Source organism: Stenotrophomonas forensis, from assembly GCF_028752115.1.
Lineage (GTDB): Bacteria > Pseudomonadota > Gammaproteobacteria > Xanthomonadales > Xanthomonadaceae > Stenotrophomonas > Stenotrophomonas forensis.
Genome location: NZ_CP082270.1, coordinates 4,412,492 through 4,431,354, shown reverse-complemented (window position 1 = coordinate 4,431,354; position 18,863 = coordinate 4,412,492). Strand labels below are relative to the sequence as shown.

Sequence of the window (18,863 nt, the reverse complement as noted above, 5' to 3'; positions counted from 1 at the left end):
GTCGAGCTTGCTCGACGCTAGCGATGCTGTGCCAGGTAACCCGTCAGCGCGACGCGCGCGCGGGCGAATTCGGCCACCAGCAGCGCCACTGCCACGGCAGGGCGCTGCAGGCTGTCACTGCGGGCTTCATGCTCGATCCGCTGCGCCACCGCAGACAGCGACAACGCGCCGACATTCGCGCTTGATGACTTGAGGCTGTGCGCGATCGCCTGCAGGCGCGTCGCGTCGCCGTTCTGTGCGGCCTGCTGCAGTTGCTGCACCATTGCCGGAGCATCGTCCAGGAACACCGAGACGATCTGGATGGCGCTCTCGCCGATCACCGCCTGCAGTTCGTCCAGTACATCGCGATCCAGCACCGGTTGCGGCGCCGCCTGGCGCTTCGTACCTGATACGGCCGCGCCATGTTCGGCCGGCAGGATTCGACCGATGGCAGGCGCATCGCCGCCGAGCAGGTTCGACGCGGCCGCATTGCCCGGGCGCTGCCCCCAGCGCTTCAACAGCGCATGCAGCGTGGCGCGTGCGATCGGTTTGGACAGGTAGTCGTCCATGCCGGCCTGCAGGCAGCGTTCGCGGTCACCGGCCATCGCATTGGCCGTCATCGCGATGATTGGCAGTCGCTGCCGCCCGGATGCCGTTTCCTCGGCGCGCCAATGACGGGTGGCGGCGTAGCCATCCAGCACCGGCATCTGGCAGTCCATCAACACCACGTCCATGCCGCCTTCGCGCAGGGTGAGCAATGCCTGCTCGCCATCGGCGGCATTGCGCACCTCGCACTGGAACACGCGCAGCAGCTGCTCGGCCACCATCCGGTTGACCGTGTTGTCTTCCACCAGCAGCACGCGTAGATGCAACGGCGGCAACGTCGGCGCGGGCAATCCGTCTTCAGCATTGGCCAGCAATGCGGCGGGCCGCGCGTGCGCGGCCGGCACCGCCAGCAGCACATGCAGGGCGGCATCATCGAAACGTGCGGGCAGCCGTTGCTGCCGCGGGCGCGCCGCAACGGCGTCGTCCTGCAGCCACAGCACCTGCAGCATGTCTTCCTCACCCCGTTCGGCCAGGGCCTGCTGCAGCGTGGCTTCACCCGCGCGGCGTGCATGCGCGTCGACCAGCAGCCAGGCCGGCGCCGGCTGCCCGGGGCGTGGCGGCGCGCGCAGGCGCTCGACCACCGCACCGGGCTGTGCCAGCACCTGCACCTGCAGCCCATGGTGGGCAGCGATGCGTTCGACGCGCGCCTGCAGGATCGCATCGGCGCTGCACAGCAGCAGTGCAGCGGGCGGACGTGCCATGGCCGGCAGGTCGCCGGGCACCTTCAGCAGCGGAATCTCGAACCAGAACGTGGCGCCCTGGCCGGGCGTGGACTGCACGCCGATGCGGCCCTGCATGAGGTCGATGATGCGCTTGCAGATGGCCAGGCCCAGGCCGGTACCCCCGTAGATGCGGGTGGTGGAGGCGTCGGCCTGGCTGAAGGACTGGAACAACCGCGCCTGCAGCACCTCGTCGATGCCGATGCCGGTGTCGATGATCTCGAAGCGCAGCTGGTGCTGCGCTGCGCCTTCGCCCAACCGCTGTACCCGCAGCAGCACCTGGCCGCGTGCCGTGAACTTGATCGCGTTGGCCAGCAGGTTGCTCAACACCTGGCGCAGGCGTACCGGGTCGCCGCGTACCGGCAGGCGCACCGCTGGGTCCAGCTGCAACGCCAGCGACAGGCCCTTGGCGTCGGCGGCGCGCTGCATCAGCTGCACCACGCCATCGAGCAGGTCACGCAGGTTGAAGCTGGTGATCTCCAGTTCCAGCGCCTGTGCTTCCAGCCGTGAATAGTCGAGGATGTCGTCGACGATGCGCAGCAGCTGCTGCGAACTGGCCGAGGCGGTGGCCAGCATCTGTCGCTGGTCCTCGCCCAGGGGGCCGCGCGCGATCAGCTCCAGCATCGGCAGGATGCCGTTGAGCGGGGTGCGGATCTCATGGCTCATCGTGGCCAGGAACTCGCCCTTGGCCAGCACCGCGGCCTCGGCGGCCTGCTTGGCCTGCAGCAGCTGCTGCTCCAGCTGCCCCTGGCGTTCGGTGGTGCGGCGCAGCTGGTCGCGTTCGGCGGCCAGTACGCTGCGTTCGCGCTGCAGCTGGGCCAACGCAAGGTTGCGCGCGCGCAGGCGCAGGCCAAACAGCAGCAGCGCGATGGCGGCCACGGCGAGGGCAACCAGCAGCACGCCCCACAGCGGCACGTCAGAGCACCGCGTTGTGGAAGTCGAAGTTCAGGTCGCTGCCGGCCGACTGCACCATGTTGCCCTGGATGTAGTCGACGCCGCCCACCCACATCGCGGCCGCCGCCTGCGGATCTTCGATCTGCTGGCCGATGATCTGCAGCCCGGCTGCATGGGCCTGCTCGATCGCCCTGCGCAGTTCCTCGCGGGTGGCAGGGTTGGCGTGGCTGCTGGAGAAGCGTGCTGCCATGCGCACGAACGACAGCGGGAGGTGGGTCAGCAACGCATCGGCTTCTCCACCCGGTTCGAACTGGCTGAGGCAGAAGCGCACGCCGGCACCGGCCATGCGCTGGCAGAACTGCAGCAGCGGCACGGTGTGGATCAGTGCGTCGGGCAGGCGCACATCGATGACCAGCGCGCTGCCGGGCAGGTCGCGCTGGTGCAGCGACTCCAGCAGCCAGTCGGCGAAGGCATCGCGCTGCAGGGTACGCAGCGACTGCGAGACGAACAGGTTCAGCGGCTGGGTCGCGTGCCGGTACAGGTCCAGCAGGCCCAGCGCATGGTCCATCACCTGCTGGTCGAGGTCGGCGATGCGCCCGGCGGCTTCCGCGGCAGGAATCACCTGGCCGGCCGCCAGCACCGTGCCATCGGCCTGGCGCAGGCGCAGCAGCAGCTGGTACTGCGCGGTGTTGCCGCCGGCGACGGCGACGATCGGCTGATAGGCCAGCTCCAGCTGGCCTTCCAGCAACGCCAGATGCTCCTGTTCGCTGATCGCCTCGCGGTGCACGTGGCCGGCCACGCCGGCGCTCAGCAGGCGCGCCTGCAGGGTGGTGCGTTCGACGGCTTCCAGGGCACTGTTGGCATCGTCGAATCCGGAAGACAGCGGGGCATAGCCGACCACGCCGCGCAGATGCACGGATTCGTCGTCGCGGATCACGAACGCGCGCGCCGACAGCTGTTCACGCAGGGCCGCGGCGATGCCTTCCAGGCTGTCCTCATCGGCGGTGCGCGCCAGCAGCAGGAAGCTGTTGTCGTTCAGGCGTGCCAGCAGGTGCGGGTGGCCCGCCTCGGCCAGGCGCTGGCCGGCCTGCACCATCAGGCGTTCGAAGGCGGCATACCCATAGCGCTCGCGCAGGCCCAGCGCGCTGGAGACTTCGACGAACAACACGCCACCCGGGTCGCGGTGGGCTAGCGCGGCGTTGAGCTGCTGCAATACGTGGTGGCGTGTCGGCAGGCCGGTTTCCGGATTGCTGGTGGCCGGCGCACCGGAGGCGCCTGGCAGGGTCGCGGCCTGCGCACGCGCGCGCCGGATGCGGTTGGCCACGGCGGCGATCAGGTGGCGCGGGCGGATCGGCTTGCTCAGGTAGTCATCGGCGCCACTGTCGAGCACTTCGAACTGGCGCTCCGGGTCCGGGTCGCCGCTGAGGAATACGATCGGCAGCAGCTGCAGGCCGGGTTGCTGGCGGATCAGCGCGGTCAGGCGCATGCCGTCCAGCCCAGGCAGGTGCAGGTCCATCAGGATCAGGTCCGGGCGGTGGTCCTTGATCGCCTGCAGCGCACCGTCGGCATCGCTGTGCACGATCGCCTGCATGCCGGCACCGTGCAGCACGCTCTGCGCGAACAGTGCCTGGGCGCGATCGTCCTCGACGATCAGCACGCGATAGGGCGAATCGGATGCGGGCGGCGCCTGGTCGTTGTTGCCGGCTTCTGCCAGCGCTGAAGGGCCGGGAAGCGGTGGCGGTGCGCTGTTGATCGACGGTGCATCGGCCGTGCCGCCCTGTGCCGTGACCGCTGCCGGTGCGGCGGGAGCGTGGGTGACCGCCTCGACGGCCCAGCGTTGCCAATGATCGGCCGGAGGGGTTTCAGCGCGTCCCGGGCGGGCGCCCGCGGGGGATTCGATTGCGGCCATCGGTGCTCCTGGTGTTCGCCTTCATTATGCGGCAAGCCCGGCGATCAACCGGTGCCGGGCTGCCGCGGGCTGTTCGTCGCTGCGCCGCGCGCCAGCCAACGCACGCCTTTCCACAAGGTGCGCCAGACCAGCCAGACCAGCAGCGCGCCAGCGAGGCTGCAGGCCAGCACCACCACCAGCGCGATCCAGGGATGGGCCAGGGCCAGCGCCAGGCCGCCGATCACCACGGTGTCCTCGGCGGCCGACGCCACCCAGTTGCTGGCCGGTTCCGGTGAGGTATTGAGCAGGGCGCGGGTGCCGGCCTTCAGGCCATGGCTGGCCAGCGCGACACCGGCACCGGCGGCGAGTGCGCCGGTCCCCAGCTGGCCGTCCGGCGACAACGTGGCGGCGGCAAGGAAGGCACCGGCGGGCACGCGTGCCAGGGTCTGCACCAGATCCCACGCCGAGTCCACGCCGGGGATCTTGTCGGCGAAGAATTCGGTCACTGCCAGCGCCGCCGAGGTACCCAGCACCCACCACGATTCGGTGGCCTGCAGGGCCGGTGGCAGGTCGACCCAGCCGAGCAGGCCGGCCAGGCCGACGCCGAACACGGTGAGGTAGACGCGGATGCCGGCCAGCCAGGCCAGCAGGATGCCGATCACGAACAGGTGGGCTTCGGTCATGGCGATGCTCCGGCGACGGAACTGTGCGGGGGGCCTCACTATCGGCGATGGCGTGCCTGAACGCCACAGACCGTGGCCGGCCACTGCGCAGGAAACCCACCCGTCCTGTCATACACTAGCCCGTCGTTTGCCACAGGGGCCGTACCGGTGTCGCTCTTGCGATGCCCTGGAAACCACCCATGAACAACCGCCCTCCCATGCGCGTGCAGGTGCGCCTGCCCGGCGCGCCGCAATCGCCGGTCGATCGTCGCCGCCTTCTGGTGATCGGCGGCATCTGGCTGCTCAGCCTGGTGCTGGCGGTGCTTGGCGGCTGCTGGATGGCGACCCCGCGCGATGCGCAGGGCCAACGCCTGCAGGCCGCCGAGAAGCATGCCGAGACGCTGCAGGCGCAGCTGACCGAGCTGCGCCAGAAGCAGGCCACGCTGGAAGCCTCCGACCGCATCAGCCGCGCCGCCAACACCGAGGTGCAGTCCTCGCTGGCCGAGCGCGATGAGGAGATCGCCGGCCTGCGCGCCGACGTCGCCTTCTATGAGCGCCTGGTCGGTTCAACCAGCCAGCGCAAGGGCCTGAACACCCATTCGATCGAGTTCAGCCCGGAAGCGGCCGGCACCTGGCAGTACACCGCCGTGCTGACCCAGAACCTCAACCGCGGTGCCATCAGCCAGGGGCAGATGCGTTTCACCGTGGAAGGCGTGAAGAACGGCAAGCTGGCCACGATCAGCTGGGATGATCTGCACCAGCGCAGCAAGGTGCCGGGACAGGATTACTCGTTCCGGTACTTCCAGCAGATCACCGGCAGCGTGATGCTGCCGGCTGACTTCACCCCGCAACGCGTGCGGGTGACATTGGGCAGTGGTACGGGGGGTACCACCCAGGTATTCGACTGGAAACAGGCCGGCGCGCCGGCCAGCAAAGGGGAGTAGGCAGATGTTCGGAAACAGCAAATCCAACCGTGACGGCCAGCTGGTGGTGGATGCCCTGATCGGCAACCAGGTGGTGATCCGCGGTGATGTGGAATTCAGTGGTGGCCTGTACGTGGAAGGCCGCATCCACGGCAAGGTGATTGCCGCCGAAGGCGCCAGTGGTGCCACCCTGACGGTCGCCGAGCATGGCGTGATCGAGGGTGAGATCCGTGCCCAGGTGGTGGTCATCAGCGGCCGCCTGGACGGCGACGTGCACGCCACCGAGAAGGTCGAACTGACCCCGAGCGCGCGGGTCAATGGCAATGTCCATTACCAGGTGGTGGAGATGAATGCGGGCGCCCAGCTGAACGGCCGCCTGATCCATGCCAGCGCCCCGATGGCGGCCCTGCCGGCCCCGGAGGCCGACGATGCCAATGGCGGCAAGGGCGACACCGCCGCGCGTCGCAAGCTGGCAGAGGCGATGGCTTGAAAGCCATCCTCGGCACCCCCATGCTGACGGCATGAGCACGCTAGTCTCCCTGCCCGGCGCCACCCCGGCCGCCGCGCCCGATTACCAGTCGCTGGAGCGACCGCTGAACTTCACCGAGTCGGCGGCCGCCAAGGTCAGATCCCTGATCCAGGAAGAGGGCAACCCCGACCTGGCCCTGCGCGTGTACATCGAAGGTGGCGGCTGTTCGGGCTTCCAGTATGGCTTCGAGTTCGACGAGAACCGTGCCGAGGACGATCTGGCGGTACAGACCAGCGGCGTGACGCTGCTGGTCGACCCGCTGAGCCTGCAGTACCTGATGGGTGCCGAGGTGGACTACACCGAAAGCCTGACCGGTGCCCAGTTCGTGATCCGCAATCCGAACGCGAAGACCACCTGCGGCTGCGGCAGCAGTTTCAGCATGTAGTAGATCCACGCCATGCGTGGATGCGCCGGGCCCGTCCCCTGCGCGACAAGGTGTGTGGAGCAGGCTCCACACCCACCGCTGGTTTCCGCAAAGCCTGCGGCTTGCCACCTGCATCGATTGGCGGCACGCTTGCCGGATGCCCAATACTTCTTCGCCGCTTTCCGGTTTCGCCTTCGTAGGCGAACCGCTGGAGCGCGCCGATGCCCTGCGCGACGATGCCGATGCACTGGCGCGCCTGTGGCCGGGCGCGCGCATCCTCGTGCTTGATCAGGACGGCAGCGCCTTCACCGGCGATGACGATCAGCCACTGGCGCTGACCGGCGCCGACATCGGCGGGGGCCCCGGTGCCGCGATCTTCCTCGGCCTGCGTGGCGACCAGGCGTGGTTTTCAGTTGAAGCCGCCAGCGTGACCATCACCGCACCACGCCGTCTCGACCTGCGCCAGGCCGCGCTGCTGTGGTCGATGGCCGATGCGACCGCCTTCAGCTATGCCCGCGGCATGTCCTACTGGCACTCGCGTACCCGCTTCTGCGGCGTGTGCGGCGGTGCCGTGGCGTTCGCCCGTGGCGGCTTCGTCGGCCGCTGCGCGCAGTGCTCCACCGAGCATTACCCGCGGGTGGATCCGGCGGTGATCGTGGCGGTGGAGAACCAGGGCCGGCTGCTGCTGGGCCGGCAGTCGAACTGGGCGCCGCGCCGCTACTCGGTGCTGGCCGGCTTCGTCGAGCCCGGCGAGACCTTCGAGCAGACCGTGGTGCGCGAGGTGCACGAGGAGAGCAAGGTGCGGGTGAACGCCTGCCAGTACCTCGGCTCGCAGCCCTGGCCGTTCCCGGGGGCGCTGATGATCGGTTTCCGTGCACAGGCGCAGGATGATCTGCCGAGCGTGGACGGTGAGCTGGAAGATGCGCGCTGGTTCAGTGCCGACGAGGTGGGCGCGGCGCTGGCACGCGATGTCGAGGACGATGGCCAGGGCATCCGCGTGTCGCCGCCGATCTCGATTTCGCGTGGCCTGATCGAGCACTGGTACCGCCAGCAGAAGGGTTGAAGCGGGCCAGGCGCGGCGGCTGTATTGCCGCCACCTGAACACGGCCCGGGTTAGAGTCCGGTTCACCGCTGAGGGCGCCGCTGCGACAGGTAAGGTAGCGGCGCGAGCGTTCTGTTTCGTAGGGAGACCCGCCATGTTCACCACTCTGGCTGCCGTGCTGGTGGCGCTGGCCCTGGGCCATGTCGCCCCGGCCGCTGCTGCCTCGCTGCGCCGTTTCGACGGCTTCCGGCGCTGGCTGGGTTGGCTGGATGCCCGGGGTGGCAAGGCCTGGCAGAGCCCCGCAGGCGTGGCCCTGGCCCTGCTGCCGCCGCTGCTGCTGATGGCCCTGCTGGCCTGGCTGCTGCGCGGGGTGCTGTTCGGCCTGCCGTCGCTGCTGCTGGGCGTGGTGGTGCTGGCATGGTGCTGGGGGCCGCGCGACCTGGACCGCGATATCGAAGCGATCATCGACGCCGACGATGCCGCGACGCGGCAGGCGGCGGTGCGCAACCTGCAGACGGCCGGTGGCAGCCTGCGCGAGGACGTGCCGTCACTGGTCGAAGCAACGGTGCTCAATGCGCTGCGGCGCTGGTTCGCGGTGTTGTTCTGGTTCCTGCTGCTGGGCCCGGCCGGTGCGCTGGGTTACAGGCTGCTGGCGCTGATGGCCGAAAGCCCGATGCGCGCCCGCGTGCCGGTGGAACCGCTGGCGCTGGCGCAGCGCCTGCTGGGCTGGATCGAGTGGCCGGTGGCGCAGCTGATGGCGTTCTCGATGGCGCTGGTGGGCAACTTCGATACGGCGTGGAAGGCCTGGCGCCAGGCCCATGGCGAGCGCCTGGCCGGGAACATCGGTTTCCTCGGAGCGGTGGCGCGTGCCAGCGTCAATGCCGAGCTGCGCGAGGATGCGCACGACTACACCGAGGCGGGACTGCTGCCGGTGTGGCAACGGCTGCCGGACCTGCGTGATGCGATGAGCCTGGTGTGGCGAATGCTGCTGCTGTGGCTGGCGATCCTGGCCCTGCTGGTGATTGCAGGCTGGGTGACGTAGTTGTATTGCAGGGCTTGCAGCCCTGCACCTGCAGAGGCAACAGCAACGGCAACAGCAGCTCTGGATTGCTGAGGGTTGGGCGGGGCGGTGTGGGGCTGCAGGACACGCCGTAAACCCGTCCCTGGGGGCTCGATGGCGCCATCCATGGCGCCAACGGTCCTGCAGCCCCACACCGCCCCACCCCCGACAGATTCCGGCGGCTGTTGGTAGGTGTCGACCTTGGTCGACACGGTAGATCCACGCCATGCGTGGATGCGGAGCGAAGCGATCCGCTTTTGCTTTTGATTTTTTTCTTTTCCGTGGTGGACGCACACGGAAACTGTCCGTGGCCGGGTGGGATGGGTTTGCGGGGGTGTCCGCGGCATGGATGCCGCGGCCAAGCCTCCACGGACGGATTCACGGCGTCCCCCGCAAACCCATCCCGCCTGGCCAACCCCTAGGCTTCTGCCTTCAGATACCGACCCACCACGAGGGGCTGCGCCGTTGGCTGGAAACCTAGATCGGTGCCAGCGCGGTGAACGGCGGCCACGGCAGGTTGCGCAGCAGCGCATACCCGGGCAGCACCCAGAGCCAGAACACGGGATTGGCCAGTACCCGCATCAGCGGGTCGAGCACGCGCGGGCGAATGCCGGCGATGTTCAGCAGCATCAGCAACAGGAACGGCAGGCTGATGACCAGCAGCGGGTTCATCGCCATCGCGCCCGGAAGGTCGAAATGGACCAGCGAATACAGGCAGCGCGTGCTGCCACAGCCCGGGCAGTACAGGCCGGTCAGCGCGTACAGCGGGCAGCTCGGCAAGGGATTGCCGGCGACATACGGATTGACGTTGCGCAGCACCACCGTGGCACCCACGGCCAGGCCGGCGGAGACCAGCAGCGGCGCCCAGCGGGCGAGTCGGGAACGGGCGGGAAGCGCGGACATGCAACAACGGATCCGGCGCAGGCGCCGGATCCGTCCAGGCGTATCAGTAGCCGCTGTTGCTCATCGCGCCCATGCCGCCGAGCACAACGAAGAACAGCACGTACAGCACGACCACCACGACCCAGGCAATGGCCGACCAGATGGCCCACTTCTTGGCCTTGGCGGCCGAATCCTGGGCGCCGGCGATGTCGCCCGCAGCCAGCTTGCCGTTGACCTGTGCGGCGTAGACGATCGAGACGATGCCGGCCGGCAGACAGCAGAACAGGGTGGTCAGGATGGCCCAGACCAGGTTGTTCGGGACCTGCGGAGTAGCGGTGTTCATGGGTTCAAGCTCCTTGATGGGTGGTGGTTGTGAATCATTGGTCGGAAAGAGCGCCCAGTACGGCCAAGCCGCCGAACAGCCCGAACCACAACAGCAACAGGACCGGCAGGGTCACGGCCGAAGCCACCGCCCACCAGCCCGCCTTGCGCGACGCGCTATACGCCCCCGGCAGGTCGCCGGCCGCGCGGCGGCCATCGACCTGGGAAGCGTAGACGATCGACACCACGCCCAACGGCAGGCAGCAGAACAGCGTCGTCAGGATCGCCCAGACCAGATGGTTGGGGATGTAGACCGGACGGCTGAGCGGTGGTGGTTGATTCAAAGCGAGACTCCATTCCTTGGTGGCCGGCCATGATGCATCGGCCGGACCTCCCCCCTGTGGGTGCGTAATCTACCGCAACCGGCGTTGCATGTATGCGTTTACATGCACGGCATGACGTGCTCCCCACTGGACGGTGGCGTATGCGGGGAGGTCGCCGGGCCCGCCTGGCGGGCCGTTCCGGTCAGGCGTGATCCCCACGCAGGGCGCGCACCCGGGCTTCCAGCGCAGGGGCATCGGTGCCGTGGCCGTCCACGGCCGGAGCCGCCACCACCTCGACGGTGGCGCGGAAGCGGCGCGGCACGCGCATGCGCCCGAGGCGGCTGTCGCGGCGGCTCCACATGCTCGACCACATGCCACGCAGCGCCATCGGTACCACTGGCACCGGCCGCCGTTCGAGGATCTTCTCGACGCCGGACTTGAACGGCGCCATCGTGCCGTCCCTGGTCAGTGCGCCTTCCGGGAAGATGCAGACCAGCTCGCCCTCGGCCAGCGCGGCATCGATCTCGTCGAACGCGCGCTGCATCAATGCCGGGTCTTCGCGCGCACCGGCGATCGGGATCGCCTTGGCGGTGCGGAAGATCCAGCGCATCACCGGGATGTTGAAGATCTTGTAATACATGACGAAGCGCACCGGGCGCGGGATCGTCGCCGACAGGATCAGCGCGTCCATGTAGCTGACATGGTTGCAGACCAGCAGCGCGGCGCCTTCGTCGGGCACATTGGCCTCGATGCCGTGCGGGCGCAACCGGTACAGGGTGCGCACCATCACCCAGCTGAGGAAGCGCATCAGGAATTCGGGGACGATGGTGAAGATGTAGATCGCCACCAGCGCGTTGGCAATGGCCAGTGCCAGGAACTGCTGCGGAATGGTCCAGTGCAGCAGCTTGTGCGCGGCCAGCGACAGCAGGGCCGCGCCGACGATGAAGCCGGAATTCTGGATGTTCAGCGCGGCGAACACGCGTGACATCTGTGCCTTCGGCGTGCGGCTCTGGATCAGCGCGAACAGCGGCACCACGAAGATGCCGGTGAACAGGCCGATGCCGATCAGGTCGATGACGATGCGAAGGCTGCCGGGCTGTTGCAGGAAGGTGCCGACGGTCAGCCCGTGCACGGCGGCCTCGCCGCTGCGGGCGAAGTACAGATCAAGCAGGAACGCGGTCATGCCGAACGCGCCCAGCGGCACCAGGCCGATTTCCACCGTGCGTGCCGACAGCTTTTCGCACAGCAGTGAGCCGACGCCGGTGCCGACCGAGAACAGGGCGAGGGCGAAGATGTACAGGGTCGGCTCGCCGCCGAGATTGGTCACCGCGTAGGCCGGCAGCTGCGAGGTCAGCACGGTACCGACGAACCAGAACCAGGACACGCCCAGGATCGCGTTGCGCACCGCTTTCTGCTGGCGCGCCATGCGCAGCACCGCCAGCGATTCCGGCAGCGGGTTCCAGTTGATCTTCAGGTTCGGGTCGCCGGCGTCGACCTTGGGAATCAGCCGTGCGGCGATGTTGCCGCAGATGGCCAGGCCGATGATCGCGCACGCCGCCACCACCGTGCCGTGGCTGCCGGCCACGGTGAATACCAGGCCGCCGACGATCATGCCGGACAGGATCGACATCGACGTGCCCATCTCGACCAGGCCGTTGCCACCGGTCAATTCCTCGGGCTTGAGCACCGACGGCAGTACCGAGTACTTCACCGGGCCGAACAGGGTCGACTGCATGCCGGTGCAGAACAGCGCGATCAGCAGCACCGGCAGGCTCTGGGTCAGGAAGCCGGTGGCGGCCAGCGACATGATCACGATCTCCATGGTGGTGGTGATCACGATCAGCCGCGATTTTTCCAGCTTGTCGGCAATCTGCCCGGCCAGTGCCGAGAACAGGAAGTACGGCAGGATGAAGATGGCCGGTGCCAGCGTGGCGTACAGCCCCAGTTCTTCCTCCGGCACGGCCATGAACAGCAACATGCTGATGATCGCCTGCCGGTAGACGTTGTCATTGAATGCACCGAGCGCCTGGACCACGAAGAACGGCAGGAAACGGCGCTGGCGCAGCAGGGCGAACTGGTTGTGACCGGACATGGAGCCTCCTTGACCGGCGCAGCCTAGCATTCCTGCCCATCCACCGGGACCATGGCCGGATGCATCCACGCATGGCGTGGATCGACTGAAGCCCCACGACGGTGGGTGTGGACCTGTGGGTGCGGACCGTTGGTCCGCACACCTGCCGGCTGACTCAGACGATGTCGTCGACCACGCCGCCATCCACGCGAAGCGCCGCGCCGGAGGTGGCCGAGGCCTGCGGCGAGGCCAGGTACACCACCATGTTGGCCACTTCCTCGACCGTTGCGGCACGCTGGATCACCGAGGACGGGCGATGCTCCATCACGAACTCGCGGCCGATCTGCTCCAGCGGCTTGCCGCTGCGCTGGCGTTCATCTTCAAACATCGCGGCGAAACCGTCAGAGAGCGTCGGACCGGGCAGTACGGCATTGACGGTGACGCCACTGCCGGCCACGCGCTTGGCCAGGCCGCGCGACAACGACAGCTGCGCGGTCTTGCTGACCCCGTAATGGATCATGTCGGCCGGGATGTTGCGCGCCGATTCGGAGGAAATGAACAGCACGCGGCCCCAGCCGGCATCGACCATGGCCGGCAGCAGCGCACGCGACAGGCGCACGCCGGACATCACGTTGGTCTGCCAGTAGCGCTCCCAGGTGGCGTCGTCGGTCTCGAAGAAGTCCTCGGGGCCGAAGATGCCGGCGTTGTTGACCAGGATGTCGACCTTGGGCAGGCCGGCGAGCAGCGTTTCGACGCCGGCCGCATCCGAGAGGTCAGCCGCGACACCAAGCACATGGGCACCCGGTACCGTGGAGAGCAGGTGCTGGCGTGCGCGTTCAATGCTGTCGGCACTGCGGCCGTTGAGGACCACCGTGGCACCGGCCGCGGCCAAGCCTTGCGCGATCGCCAGGCCGATGCCGGCGGTGGAGGCGGTGACCAGTGCGGCGCGGCCGCCGAGTTCGATCTTCATGGGGACATCCAGGGCAGGGGGGATGCCCCAGTATCGATCCGGCGGCGTGATCGGGATGCAGCGCAGGGCGCAACGCGTTGTTGCACGCGGCGCGGTGGATCCACGCCATGCGTGGATGGCATGCCCGATTCAGCGGTGAGGGATCAGGTCAGGCTGGTCACCGCTTCATTGGCCGCCGCCCGTACCTTCGGCAGCAGGCGCAGCACCAGCGCCATCTGTGTGCGGATCAGCTGCAGCTTCGGTGGCATCGCCTCGTCGAGCTGCTCCAGCTCGGCGGCGACCGCGCGATCCGCATCGTTGTCGTCCTCCGCGACCGGCTGCCGTGCGATCAGCGCCGTCGCCAGCTGCTGCAGTGCCTTGCGCACGCGATCACCGGCGGCCAATGCCAGCGGATCGCCGGCATAGCTGTCCACCTGGTCGCGATGTGCGCCCAGGGCCGACAGGTGGCCGAGCAGGGTGTTGGACAGGGCCAGGAAGTGGAAGCCGGCGTCCAGGTTGCGGCGCACGTGGCCGGGCTCGCGCAGCATGTTCGACAGTGCGGTGGACAGCGCCGCGTCGGCGTTGTGCATGTCACGGCGGGCGATGCGGTAGGCCAGGTCGTCGCGCATGCCGCTGCGGTACTGGCCCAGCACCGAGTCCAGGTAACGTGCGGCGGTGTCCAGCACGCGCGCCAGTACGAGATGCAGCTGGCGGCCCTGCCAGTCGGGCAGGATCAGGAACGCCGCCGCCGCTGCGATCGCACAGCCCAGCACGGTGTCGACCATGCGCGGCACGATCAGCACGAAGCCATCGCCGATCAGGTTGAAGCAGGTCAGTGCCATCACCGTGATGGCTGCCGACGCCACCAGGTAGCGGTCGGTGCGGGTGAAGAAGAACAGCAGTGCCGACAACAATGCGATCAGCAGCTGCACGTGCAACTGCGGGAACAGCTGCAGCAGTGCCCAGGTCAGTACCAGCCCGGCGAGCGTGCCGACGATGCGCTGGGCCAGGCGTTGGCGGGTGGCGCCGAAGTTGGGCCGGCACACGAACACGATGGTCAGCAGCACCCATGAACCGTTCTGCGCATTGAACAGGCGGATCGCTACAAAGCCTGCGATCAGCGCCAGTGCCATGCGCAGGCCGTGGCGGAACAGCACCGAGCCGGGCGTGAGCTGCTGGCGCAGGCGCACGCCCATCTCGCGCAGCGTGTGCGGGTTGCTGTCACGCAGGCGGGTATCGACGTTGTCGAGGCTGGCCTCGGAGCGTTCGGCGTCGAGCAGGCGGCGCTCGATGCTGCGCAGGTTGTGCACCAGCAGGTCCAGCGAACCGAGCAGGCGCTGCCACTGTGGCCGCTGCTGGTCACGGAGGTAGGCCAGCGCATCGGCCAGGTCGCGCCCGGCCTGCTGGTTGTTCTCGCCATACACGAACGGGCGGCGCAGGCGGATCGCTTCGCCCAGCCGCGCGCAGGCCTGGCCCTGCAGATCGAGCAGGCGCTGGCAGCGGTACAGCACGTCGCTGTGGAAGAAGGCATCGACCAGCGCGCCATACGGGTAATGCGAAGAACTGGCGCGTTCGTGGAAATCCTGCGCCATGTAGTACAGGCGCAGGTACAGGCCGGAGTTGACGCCGGGCCGGCCGGAACGGCCGAAGCGCGCCAGGATCGCCGTCTTCGCCTCGTTCAGCGCGCCGACTACGCGCCGGTTCTGCTCGGCCAGGTCGAGCTGGCGGCGTTGCAGGTCGGCCTCGCGCACCGGTTCGAACAGGGCGGCTTTCAACTGCAGGTAGCGGCCCAGTTCCTGGTACAGCCGTGCCACGCGCTCGCGCACCGGCCGATTGGCGAACAGCGCGGTCCACAGGATCGACAGCAGGCCGTACCAGACCGCACCGGCCAGCAGGTGGCTGACGGCGTCCAGTGCGCTGTGCAGGTCGCTGGCACCATGCTGCTCCAGGCCGATCATGGTGTAGATGGCCAGCGTCACCGTGGCCTGGGCAATGGACGCATAGCGCTCGCCGAGCGCACCGAGCAGGGTCAGGCCGAAGGTGGACAGCGCCAGCGCGCCGATGAAGACCCACGGCCACGGGAACAGCCAGATCACCGAGGCCGCGGCGATGCAGAAGCACAGCAGTGACAGCAGCACGGCCTTGGTCCGGCCCCACCAGTTGTCGTCGGTCTCGGCGATGGCGCTGGCGATGATGCCCAGGAATACGCCGGGCAGGGCGGTCAGCGCATCCAGCTGCCAGCACGCGGCCACCGCTGCCGTGAGGGCGATGAACACCCGCAGGCCGTAACTGGCCTTCTCGTGGGCCCACAGGCGGCTGAGACGGGATTGTCGGGCGGACATGCAGGCTCGGTGGAAGGATCTGCCACCATTATTGCGGGCTGCGCGTGAAATATGGGGCCGGAGTGCGGACCAACGGTCCGCACCCACTCTTCGCAGCCATGGTAGTGCCGGCCGCTGGCCGGCAGATGCGCCGGGGAAGCCGGCCAGCGGCCGGCTCTACCGGGCTACGCCCGTTGCGCGCGCTTGAGCAGCTTCGCCTCGCGCTTGCGTGCGCGACGTGCCCGCCAGCGTTCGGCCAGGCACGAGAAGATCACGTACAGCGCCGGCGTGCTGAGCAGGGTCAGGCTCTGCGAGAACAGCAGGCCGCCGATCATCGCGATGCCCAGCGGGCGCCGCAGTTCGGAGCCTTCGCCGAGGCCGATCGCCAGCGGCACGGCGGCCAGGATCGCCACCATGGTGGTCATCATGATCGGGCGGAAGCGCACGATGCTGGCCTCGCGGGCGGCGTCGCGGGGCGCCAGCCCGTGCTCGCGCTGTGCTACCAGCGCGAAGTCGATCATCATGATCGCGTTCTTCTTGACGATGCCGATCAGCAGCACCAGCGCGATCATCGAGATCACCGACAGCTCGGTGTTGGTGCCGAACAAGGCCAGCAGCGCACCCACGCCCGCCGCCGGCAGCGTGGACAGGATGGTGACCGGGTGGATCAGGCTCTCGTAGAGCATGCCCAGCACCAGGTACACGGTGAGGATCGCTGCCAGCACCAGGATCAGCATGTCGCTGGGGTCGGAGTTGAACCCGAAGCCCGCATCATCGGCGAGGCGGATGTCGCCCGGCATGCGCATGCCGGCCACGGTCGCATCGATGATCGCCTTGGCCTCGCCCATGCTCACGTCCGGAGCCAGGTTGTAGCTGAGATCCATCGTCGTGTACTGGTTTTCATGGGTGATCTGCGACGGTGCCAGCCCCGGAATCTGGGTGGCCACCGCGGTGATCGGCACCATGTCGCCGTTGCGCGCCCGCACGTACACCTCATCCAGCGCCGCCGGCGTGGCGGTCTGCGAGGGCAGGGCGTTGACCACCACGCTGTACTGGTTGATGTCCGAGTAGATGGTCGAGATCTGGCGCTGGCCGAAGGCTCCGTACAGCGCGCCATCGATGGCGCCGACGGTGATGCCCAGGCGCGCGGCCTTGGCGCGGTCGATCTGGATGTTCTGGCGCAGGCCGGCGTTGTCGACATCGGTGCCGACGTCACGCAGTTTCGGGTTCTTCTTCAATTCCGCCTGAAGCTTGGGCAGCCATTCCTGCAGCGCGGCCAGGTCGTTGCCCTGCAGCGAAATGCGGTACTGCGCGCCCTGGCTGGAGCCACCGCCATCGTTGCTGGGCAGGTCCTGGATCGCGCGCAGGCGCAGCTGCAGGTCCGGGTAGCGGTCGGCCTTGGCACTCAACCGCGCCAGCGCATGCGCGGTGGTTTCGCGGCGGCCGTCGCTGCGCGATTTCAGCTCGATGTTGAACTGCGCGCTGGAGCCCTGGCGGCCGCTGCCCAGGCGTACGCCCACGGTCTTCACCGCCGGGTCGGCCATCAGCATGTCGGTGATGCGGCGCTGGCGGGCGACCATGTCCTCGAAGGAGACGGTGGCGCTGGAGTTGGCGCGGCCCCAGATCAGGCCGGTGTCCTGCGGCGGGAACGCACCCTTCTTCACTGCACCGAACAGGAACACGGTGACGCCGATCAGGATCAACGGGGTCAACGACATCAGCAGCGCGTGGCGCAGCGAGAAGTCGAGGAACACGGTGTAGACGCGCAGCATGCGCTCGTGGCCGGCGTCGAGCCAGCGGCCGAAGCGAGACGGTGGCGCCGCGTGGTCGTGCGCGCTGAGGAAGCGGCTGCACAGCGCCGGAGTCAGCGTCAGCGAGACGATCATCGAGACCACGATGGCCGCCACCAGGGTGACGGTGAACTCGCGGAAAAACGCGCCCATCATGCCGCTGGCGAACAGCAGCGGGATGAACACCGCCACCAGCGAGGCGGTGATCGAGACGATGGTGAAGCCGATCTCGCGTGCACCGGTCAGCGCCGCCTGCATGCGCGGCATGCCCTCGTCGAGGTGGCGCATGATGTTCTCGATCACCACGATCGCATCGTCGACCACGAAGCCGATCGCGATCACCAGCGCCAGCAGGCTCAGGTTGTTCAGGGTGAAGCCCATCACGTACATCACCAGCGCGGCACCGGCCAGCGACAGCGGCACGGTCACCGCGGCGATCAGCGTCGGTGCCAGCCGGCGCAGGAACAGCGCCATGGTCAGCACCACCATCGCCAGGCTGATCAGCAGGGTGATCTGCACTTCATGCAGCGAGGAACGGATGGTCGGCGTACGGTCGAAGTACGGCGTCATCGTGGTGCCCGGCTGCAGGTAGTCGCGCAGGGTCGGGATCTGCGCCTTGACCCGGTCCACGGTCTCCACGATGTTGGCGCCGGCACGGGTGAACACGTACATCACCACCGCCGGCTTGTGGTCGAACCAGGCCGCCTGGTAGGCGTCCTGCTGGCCGTCGTAGACGTTGGCGATGTCCTTCAGGCGGATCACCCGGCCATCGCCCTGGGTCTTGACCACCAGGTCGGCGAAGTCGGCCGCACGCGCCACCGAATCGTTGGCGATGATCGCGGTGGTGGTGTTGCCATCGCTGAGGAAGCCGGTGGGCGAGGTCACGTTGGCCGCGCGCACGGCGTTGCGCAGGTCGTCGGCGGTCAGGCCGAGGGCGTTCATCAGGCGCAGGTTGACGTCCACGCGCACGGCCGGCGTCGAGGCACCGGCAATGTCGACCGAGGCGACGCCGCTGATCTGGCGGATGCGCTGCGCCAGCAGTGAGTCAGCGACGTTGTACAGCTCGTCGGCCGACTGCGTCTGCGAAGTCAGCGCGATGGCGATCACCGGGTCATCGTTCGGATTCGCCTTCTGGTACATCGGCGAGCCCATGCCCGAGGGCAGGTCGGCCTGCGCCGAGTTGATCGCGGTCTGTACGTCCAGCGCCGCCGAATCGATGTTGTGACCGCTCTGGAAGATCATGAACACCAGCGAGCTGCCTTCCGAGCTCGACGAGCGCATGCGGTCGATGCCCGGCAGCTGGCCCAGGTGGCGCTCCAGCGGTGCGGTGACCGTGGTCGCCATGGTGGCTGCATCGGCGCCGGACTGGCTGGCGTGCACGAAGATCACCGGGATCTCGATGTTCGGCAGTGCCGACACACCCAGGCGCAGGTAGCAGATCAGGCCGACCATGAACAGGCCGATGGCCAGCAGCGCGGTGCCGATCGGGCGGCGGATGAAGGGGCCGGACAGGTTCATCGTGCGGCCCCCCGCAGCAGCG

General features: G+C 68.2%; 15 protein-coding genes. 5 read left to right on the top strand and 10 right to left on the bottom strand.

Annotated features, from left to right (window positions below; all coding sequences use genetic code 11):
* Positions 1-17: 17 nt before the first annotated feature.
* Genes K5L94_RS20260 through K5L94_RS20250 form a run of 3 tightly spaced genes read right to left on the bottom strand, consistent with a single transcriptional unit; the run spans position 18 to position 4,769 of the window.
* Positions 18-2,219, bottom strand: a complete 2,202-nt coding sequence (locus K5L94_RS20260) for an ATP-binding protein (RefSeq protein ID WP_274511250.1) — start codon at positions 2,217-2,219, stop codon at positions 18-20.
* Position 2,220: 1 nt separating this feature from the next.
* The gene (locus K5L94_RS20255) at positions 2,221-4,107 is read right to left on the bottom strand and encodes an EAL domain-containing protein (protein WP_006473693.1); all 1,887 of its coding nucleotides are present in this window, start codon (positions 4,105-4,107) and stop codon (positions 2,221-2,223) included.
* 44 nt (positions 4,108-4,151) lie between these two features.
* Positions 4,152-4,769 carry a DUF4126 domain-containing protein gene (locus K5L94_RS20250; RefSeq protein WP_274511249.1) on the bottom strand — a complete coding sequence of 206 codons (618 nt, stop codon included), beginning with the start codon at positions 4,767-4,769 and terminating at the stop codon, positions 4,152-4,154.
* A 179-nt stretch (positions 4,770-4,948) separates the two neighbouring features.
* Here K5L94_RS20250 and K5L94_RS20245 point away from each other — a divergent pair, with 179 nt between their 5' ends.
* The 5 genes from K5L94_RS20245 to ampE all read left to right on the top strand — a co-directional run bounded on the left by K5L94_RS20245 (position 4,949) and on the right by ampE (position 8,648).
* The gene (locus tag K5L94_RS20245; RefSeq protein ID WP_164088052.1) at positions 4,949-5,692 is read left to right on the top strand and encodes a DUF6776 family protein; all 744 of its coding nucleotides are present in this window, start codon (positions 4,949-4,951) and stop codon (positions 5,690-5,692) included.
* A gap of 4 nt (positions 5,693-5,696) precedes the next feature.
* Positions 5,697-6,161, top strand: coding sequence for a bactofilin family protein (locus K5L94_RS20240; protein WP_008268410.1), 465 nt, complete (start codon positions 5,697-5,699; stop codon positions 6,159-6,161).
* Positions 6,162-6,192: 31 nt separating this feature from the next.
* Positions 6,193-6,585 carry an iron-sulfur cluster insertion protein ErpA gene (gene erpA / locus K5L94_RS20235; protein ID WP_049456218.1) on the top strand — a complete coding sequence of 131 codons (393 nt, stop codon included), beginning with the start codon at positions 6,193-6,195 and terminating at the stop codon, positions 6,583-6,585.
* Between the two features lie 136 nt (positions 6,586-6,721).
* Entirely contained in the window at positions 6,722-7,627 is a 906-nt protein-coding gene (gene nudC / locus K5L94_RS20230; protein WP_274511248.1) for an NAD(+) diphosphatase, read from the top strand.
* 133 nt (positions 7,628-7,760) lie between these two features.
* Positions 7,761-8,648 (top strand): regulatory signaling modulator protein AmpE, encoded by an 888-nt coding sequence (ampE, locus tag K5L94_RS20225; protein WP_053450985.1) that lies wholly within the window; start codon positions 7,761-7,763, stop codon positions 8,646-8,648.
* Between the two features lie 495 nt (positions 8,649-9,143).
* Here the strand turns inward: ampE and K5L94_RS20220 are convergent, their stop codons facing one another.
* The 7 genes from K5L94_RS20220 to K5L94_RS20190 form a co-directional block, all read right to left on the bottom strand.
* Positions 9,144-9,569: a DUF2752 domain-containing protein gene (locus tag K5L94_RS20220; protein WP_053450984.1), complete on the bottom strand. Its 426-nt coding sequence runs from the start codon at positions 9,567-9,569 to the stop codon at positions 9,144-9,146.
* A gap of 43 nt (positions 9,570-9,612) precedes the next feature.
* The gene (locus K5L94_RS20215; RefSeq protein WP_006473644.1) at positions 9,613-9,891 is read right to left on the bottom strand and encodes a CD225/dispanin family protein; all 279 of its coding nucleotides are present in this window, start codon (positions 9,889-9,891) and stop codon (positions 9,613-9,615) included.
* A gap of 34 nt (positions 9,892-9,925) precedes the next feature.
* Positions 9,926-10,213 carry a CD225/dispanin family protein gene (locus K5L94_RS20210; RefSeq protein WP_008265497.1) on the bottom strand — a complete coding sequence of 96 codons (288 nt, stop codon included), beginning with the start codon at positions 10,211-10,213 and terminating at the stop codon, positions 9,926-9,928.
* A 181-nt stretch (positions 10,214-10,394) separates the two neighbouring features.
* Positions 10,395-12,284: an MFS transporter gene (locus tag K5L94_RS20205; RefSeq protein WP_053511604.1), complete on the bottom strand. Its 1,890-nt coding sequence runs from the start codon at positions 12,282-12,284 to the stop codon at positions 10,395-10,397.
* A gap of 154 nt (positions 12,285-12,438) precedes the next feature.
* Positions 12,439-13,233 carry an SDR family NAD(P)-dependent oxidoreductase gene (locus tag K5L94_RS20200; RefSeq protein ID WP_274511247.1) on the bottom strand — a complete coding sequence of 265 codons (795 nt, stop codon included), beginning with the start codon at positions 13,231-13,233 and terminating at the stop codon, positions 12,439-12,441.
* A gap of 143 nt (positions 13,234-13,376) precedes the next feature.
* On the bottom strand, positions 13,377-15,554 hold the full coding sequence (gene yccS, locus K5L94_RS20195; protein WP_274511246.1) for a YccS family putative transporter: 2,178 nt from the start codon (positions 15,552-15,554) through the stop codon (positions 13,377-13,379).
* A 164-nt stretch (positions 15,555-15,718) separates the two neighbouring features.
* Complete coding sequence (locus K5L94_RS20190) at positions 15,719-18,841, bottom strand: efflux RND transporter permease subunit (protein ID WP_053511607.1); 3,123 nt, start codon at positions 18,839-18,841, stop codon at positions 15,719-15,721.
* Positions 18,842-18,863 lie beyond the last annotated feature (22 nt).

Excerpts from the sequence above, each read along its gene's own strand:
- K5L94_RS20240 (WP_008268410.1), top strand. The coding sequence starts at position 5,697 with ATGTTCGGAAACAGCAAATCCAACCGTGACGGCCAGCTGGTGGTGGAT.
- K5L94_RS20250 (WP_274511249.1), bottom strand. The coding sequence starts at position 4,769 with ATGACCGAAGCCCACCTGTTCGTGATCGGCATCCTGCTGGCCTGGCTG.
- K5L94_RS20200 (WP_274511247.1), bottom strand. The coding sequence starts at position 13,233 with ATGAAGATCGAACTCGGCGGCCGCGCCGCACTGGTCACCGCCTCCACC.
- ampE (WP_053450985.1), top strand. The coding sequence starts at position 7,761 with ATGTTCACCACTCTGGCTGCCGTGCTGGTGGCGCTGGCCCTGGGCCAT.
- K5L94_RS20215 (WP_006473644.1), bottom strand. The coding sequence starts at position 9,891 with ATGAACACCGCTACTCCGCAGGTCCCGAACAACCTGGTCTGGGCCATC.
- nudC (WP_274511248.1), top strand. The coding sequence starts at position 6,722 with ATGCCCAATACTTCTTCGCCGCTTTCCGGTTTCGCCTTCGTAGGCGAA.
- K5L94_RS20245 (WP_164088052.1), top strand. The coding sequence starts at position 4,949 with ATGAACAACCGCCCTCCCATGCGCGTGCAGGTGCGCCTGCCCGGCGCG.
- K5L94_RS20190 (WP_053511607.1), bottom strand. The coding sequence starts at position 18,841 with ATGAACCTGTCCGGCCCCTTCATCCGCCGCCCGATCGGCACCGCGCTG.
- erpA (WP_049456218.1), top strand. The coding sequence starts at position 6,193 with ATGAGCACGCTAGTCTCCCTGCCCGGCGCCACCCCGGCCGCCGCGCCC.
- K5L94_RS20255 (WP_006473693.1), bottom strand. The coding sequence starts at position 4,107 with ATGGCCGCAATCGAATCCCCCGCGGGCGCCCGCCCGGGACGCGCTGAA.
- K5L94_RS20205 (WP_053511604.1), bottom strand. The coding sequence starts at position 12,284 with ATGTCCGGTCACAACCAGTTCGCCCTGCTGCGCCAGCGCCGTTTCCTG.
- yccS (WP_274511246.1), bottom strand. The coding sequence starts at position 15,554 with ATGTCCGCCCGACAATCCCGTCTCAGCCGCCTGTGGGCCCACGAGAAG.
- K5L94_RS20220 (WP_053450984.1), bottom strand. The coding sequence starts at position 9,569 with ATGTCCGCGCTTCCCGCCCGTTCCCGACTCGCCCGCTGGGCGCCGCTG.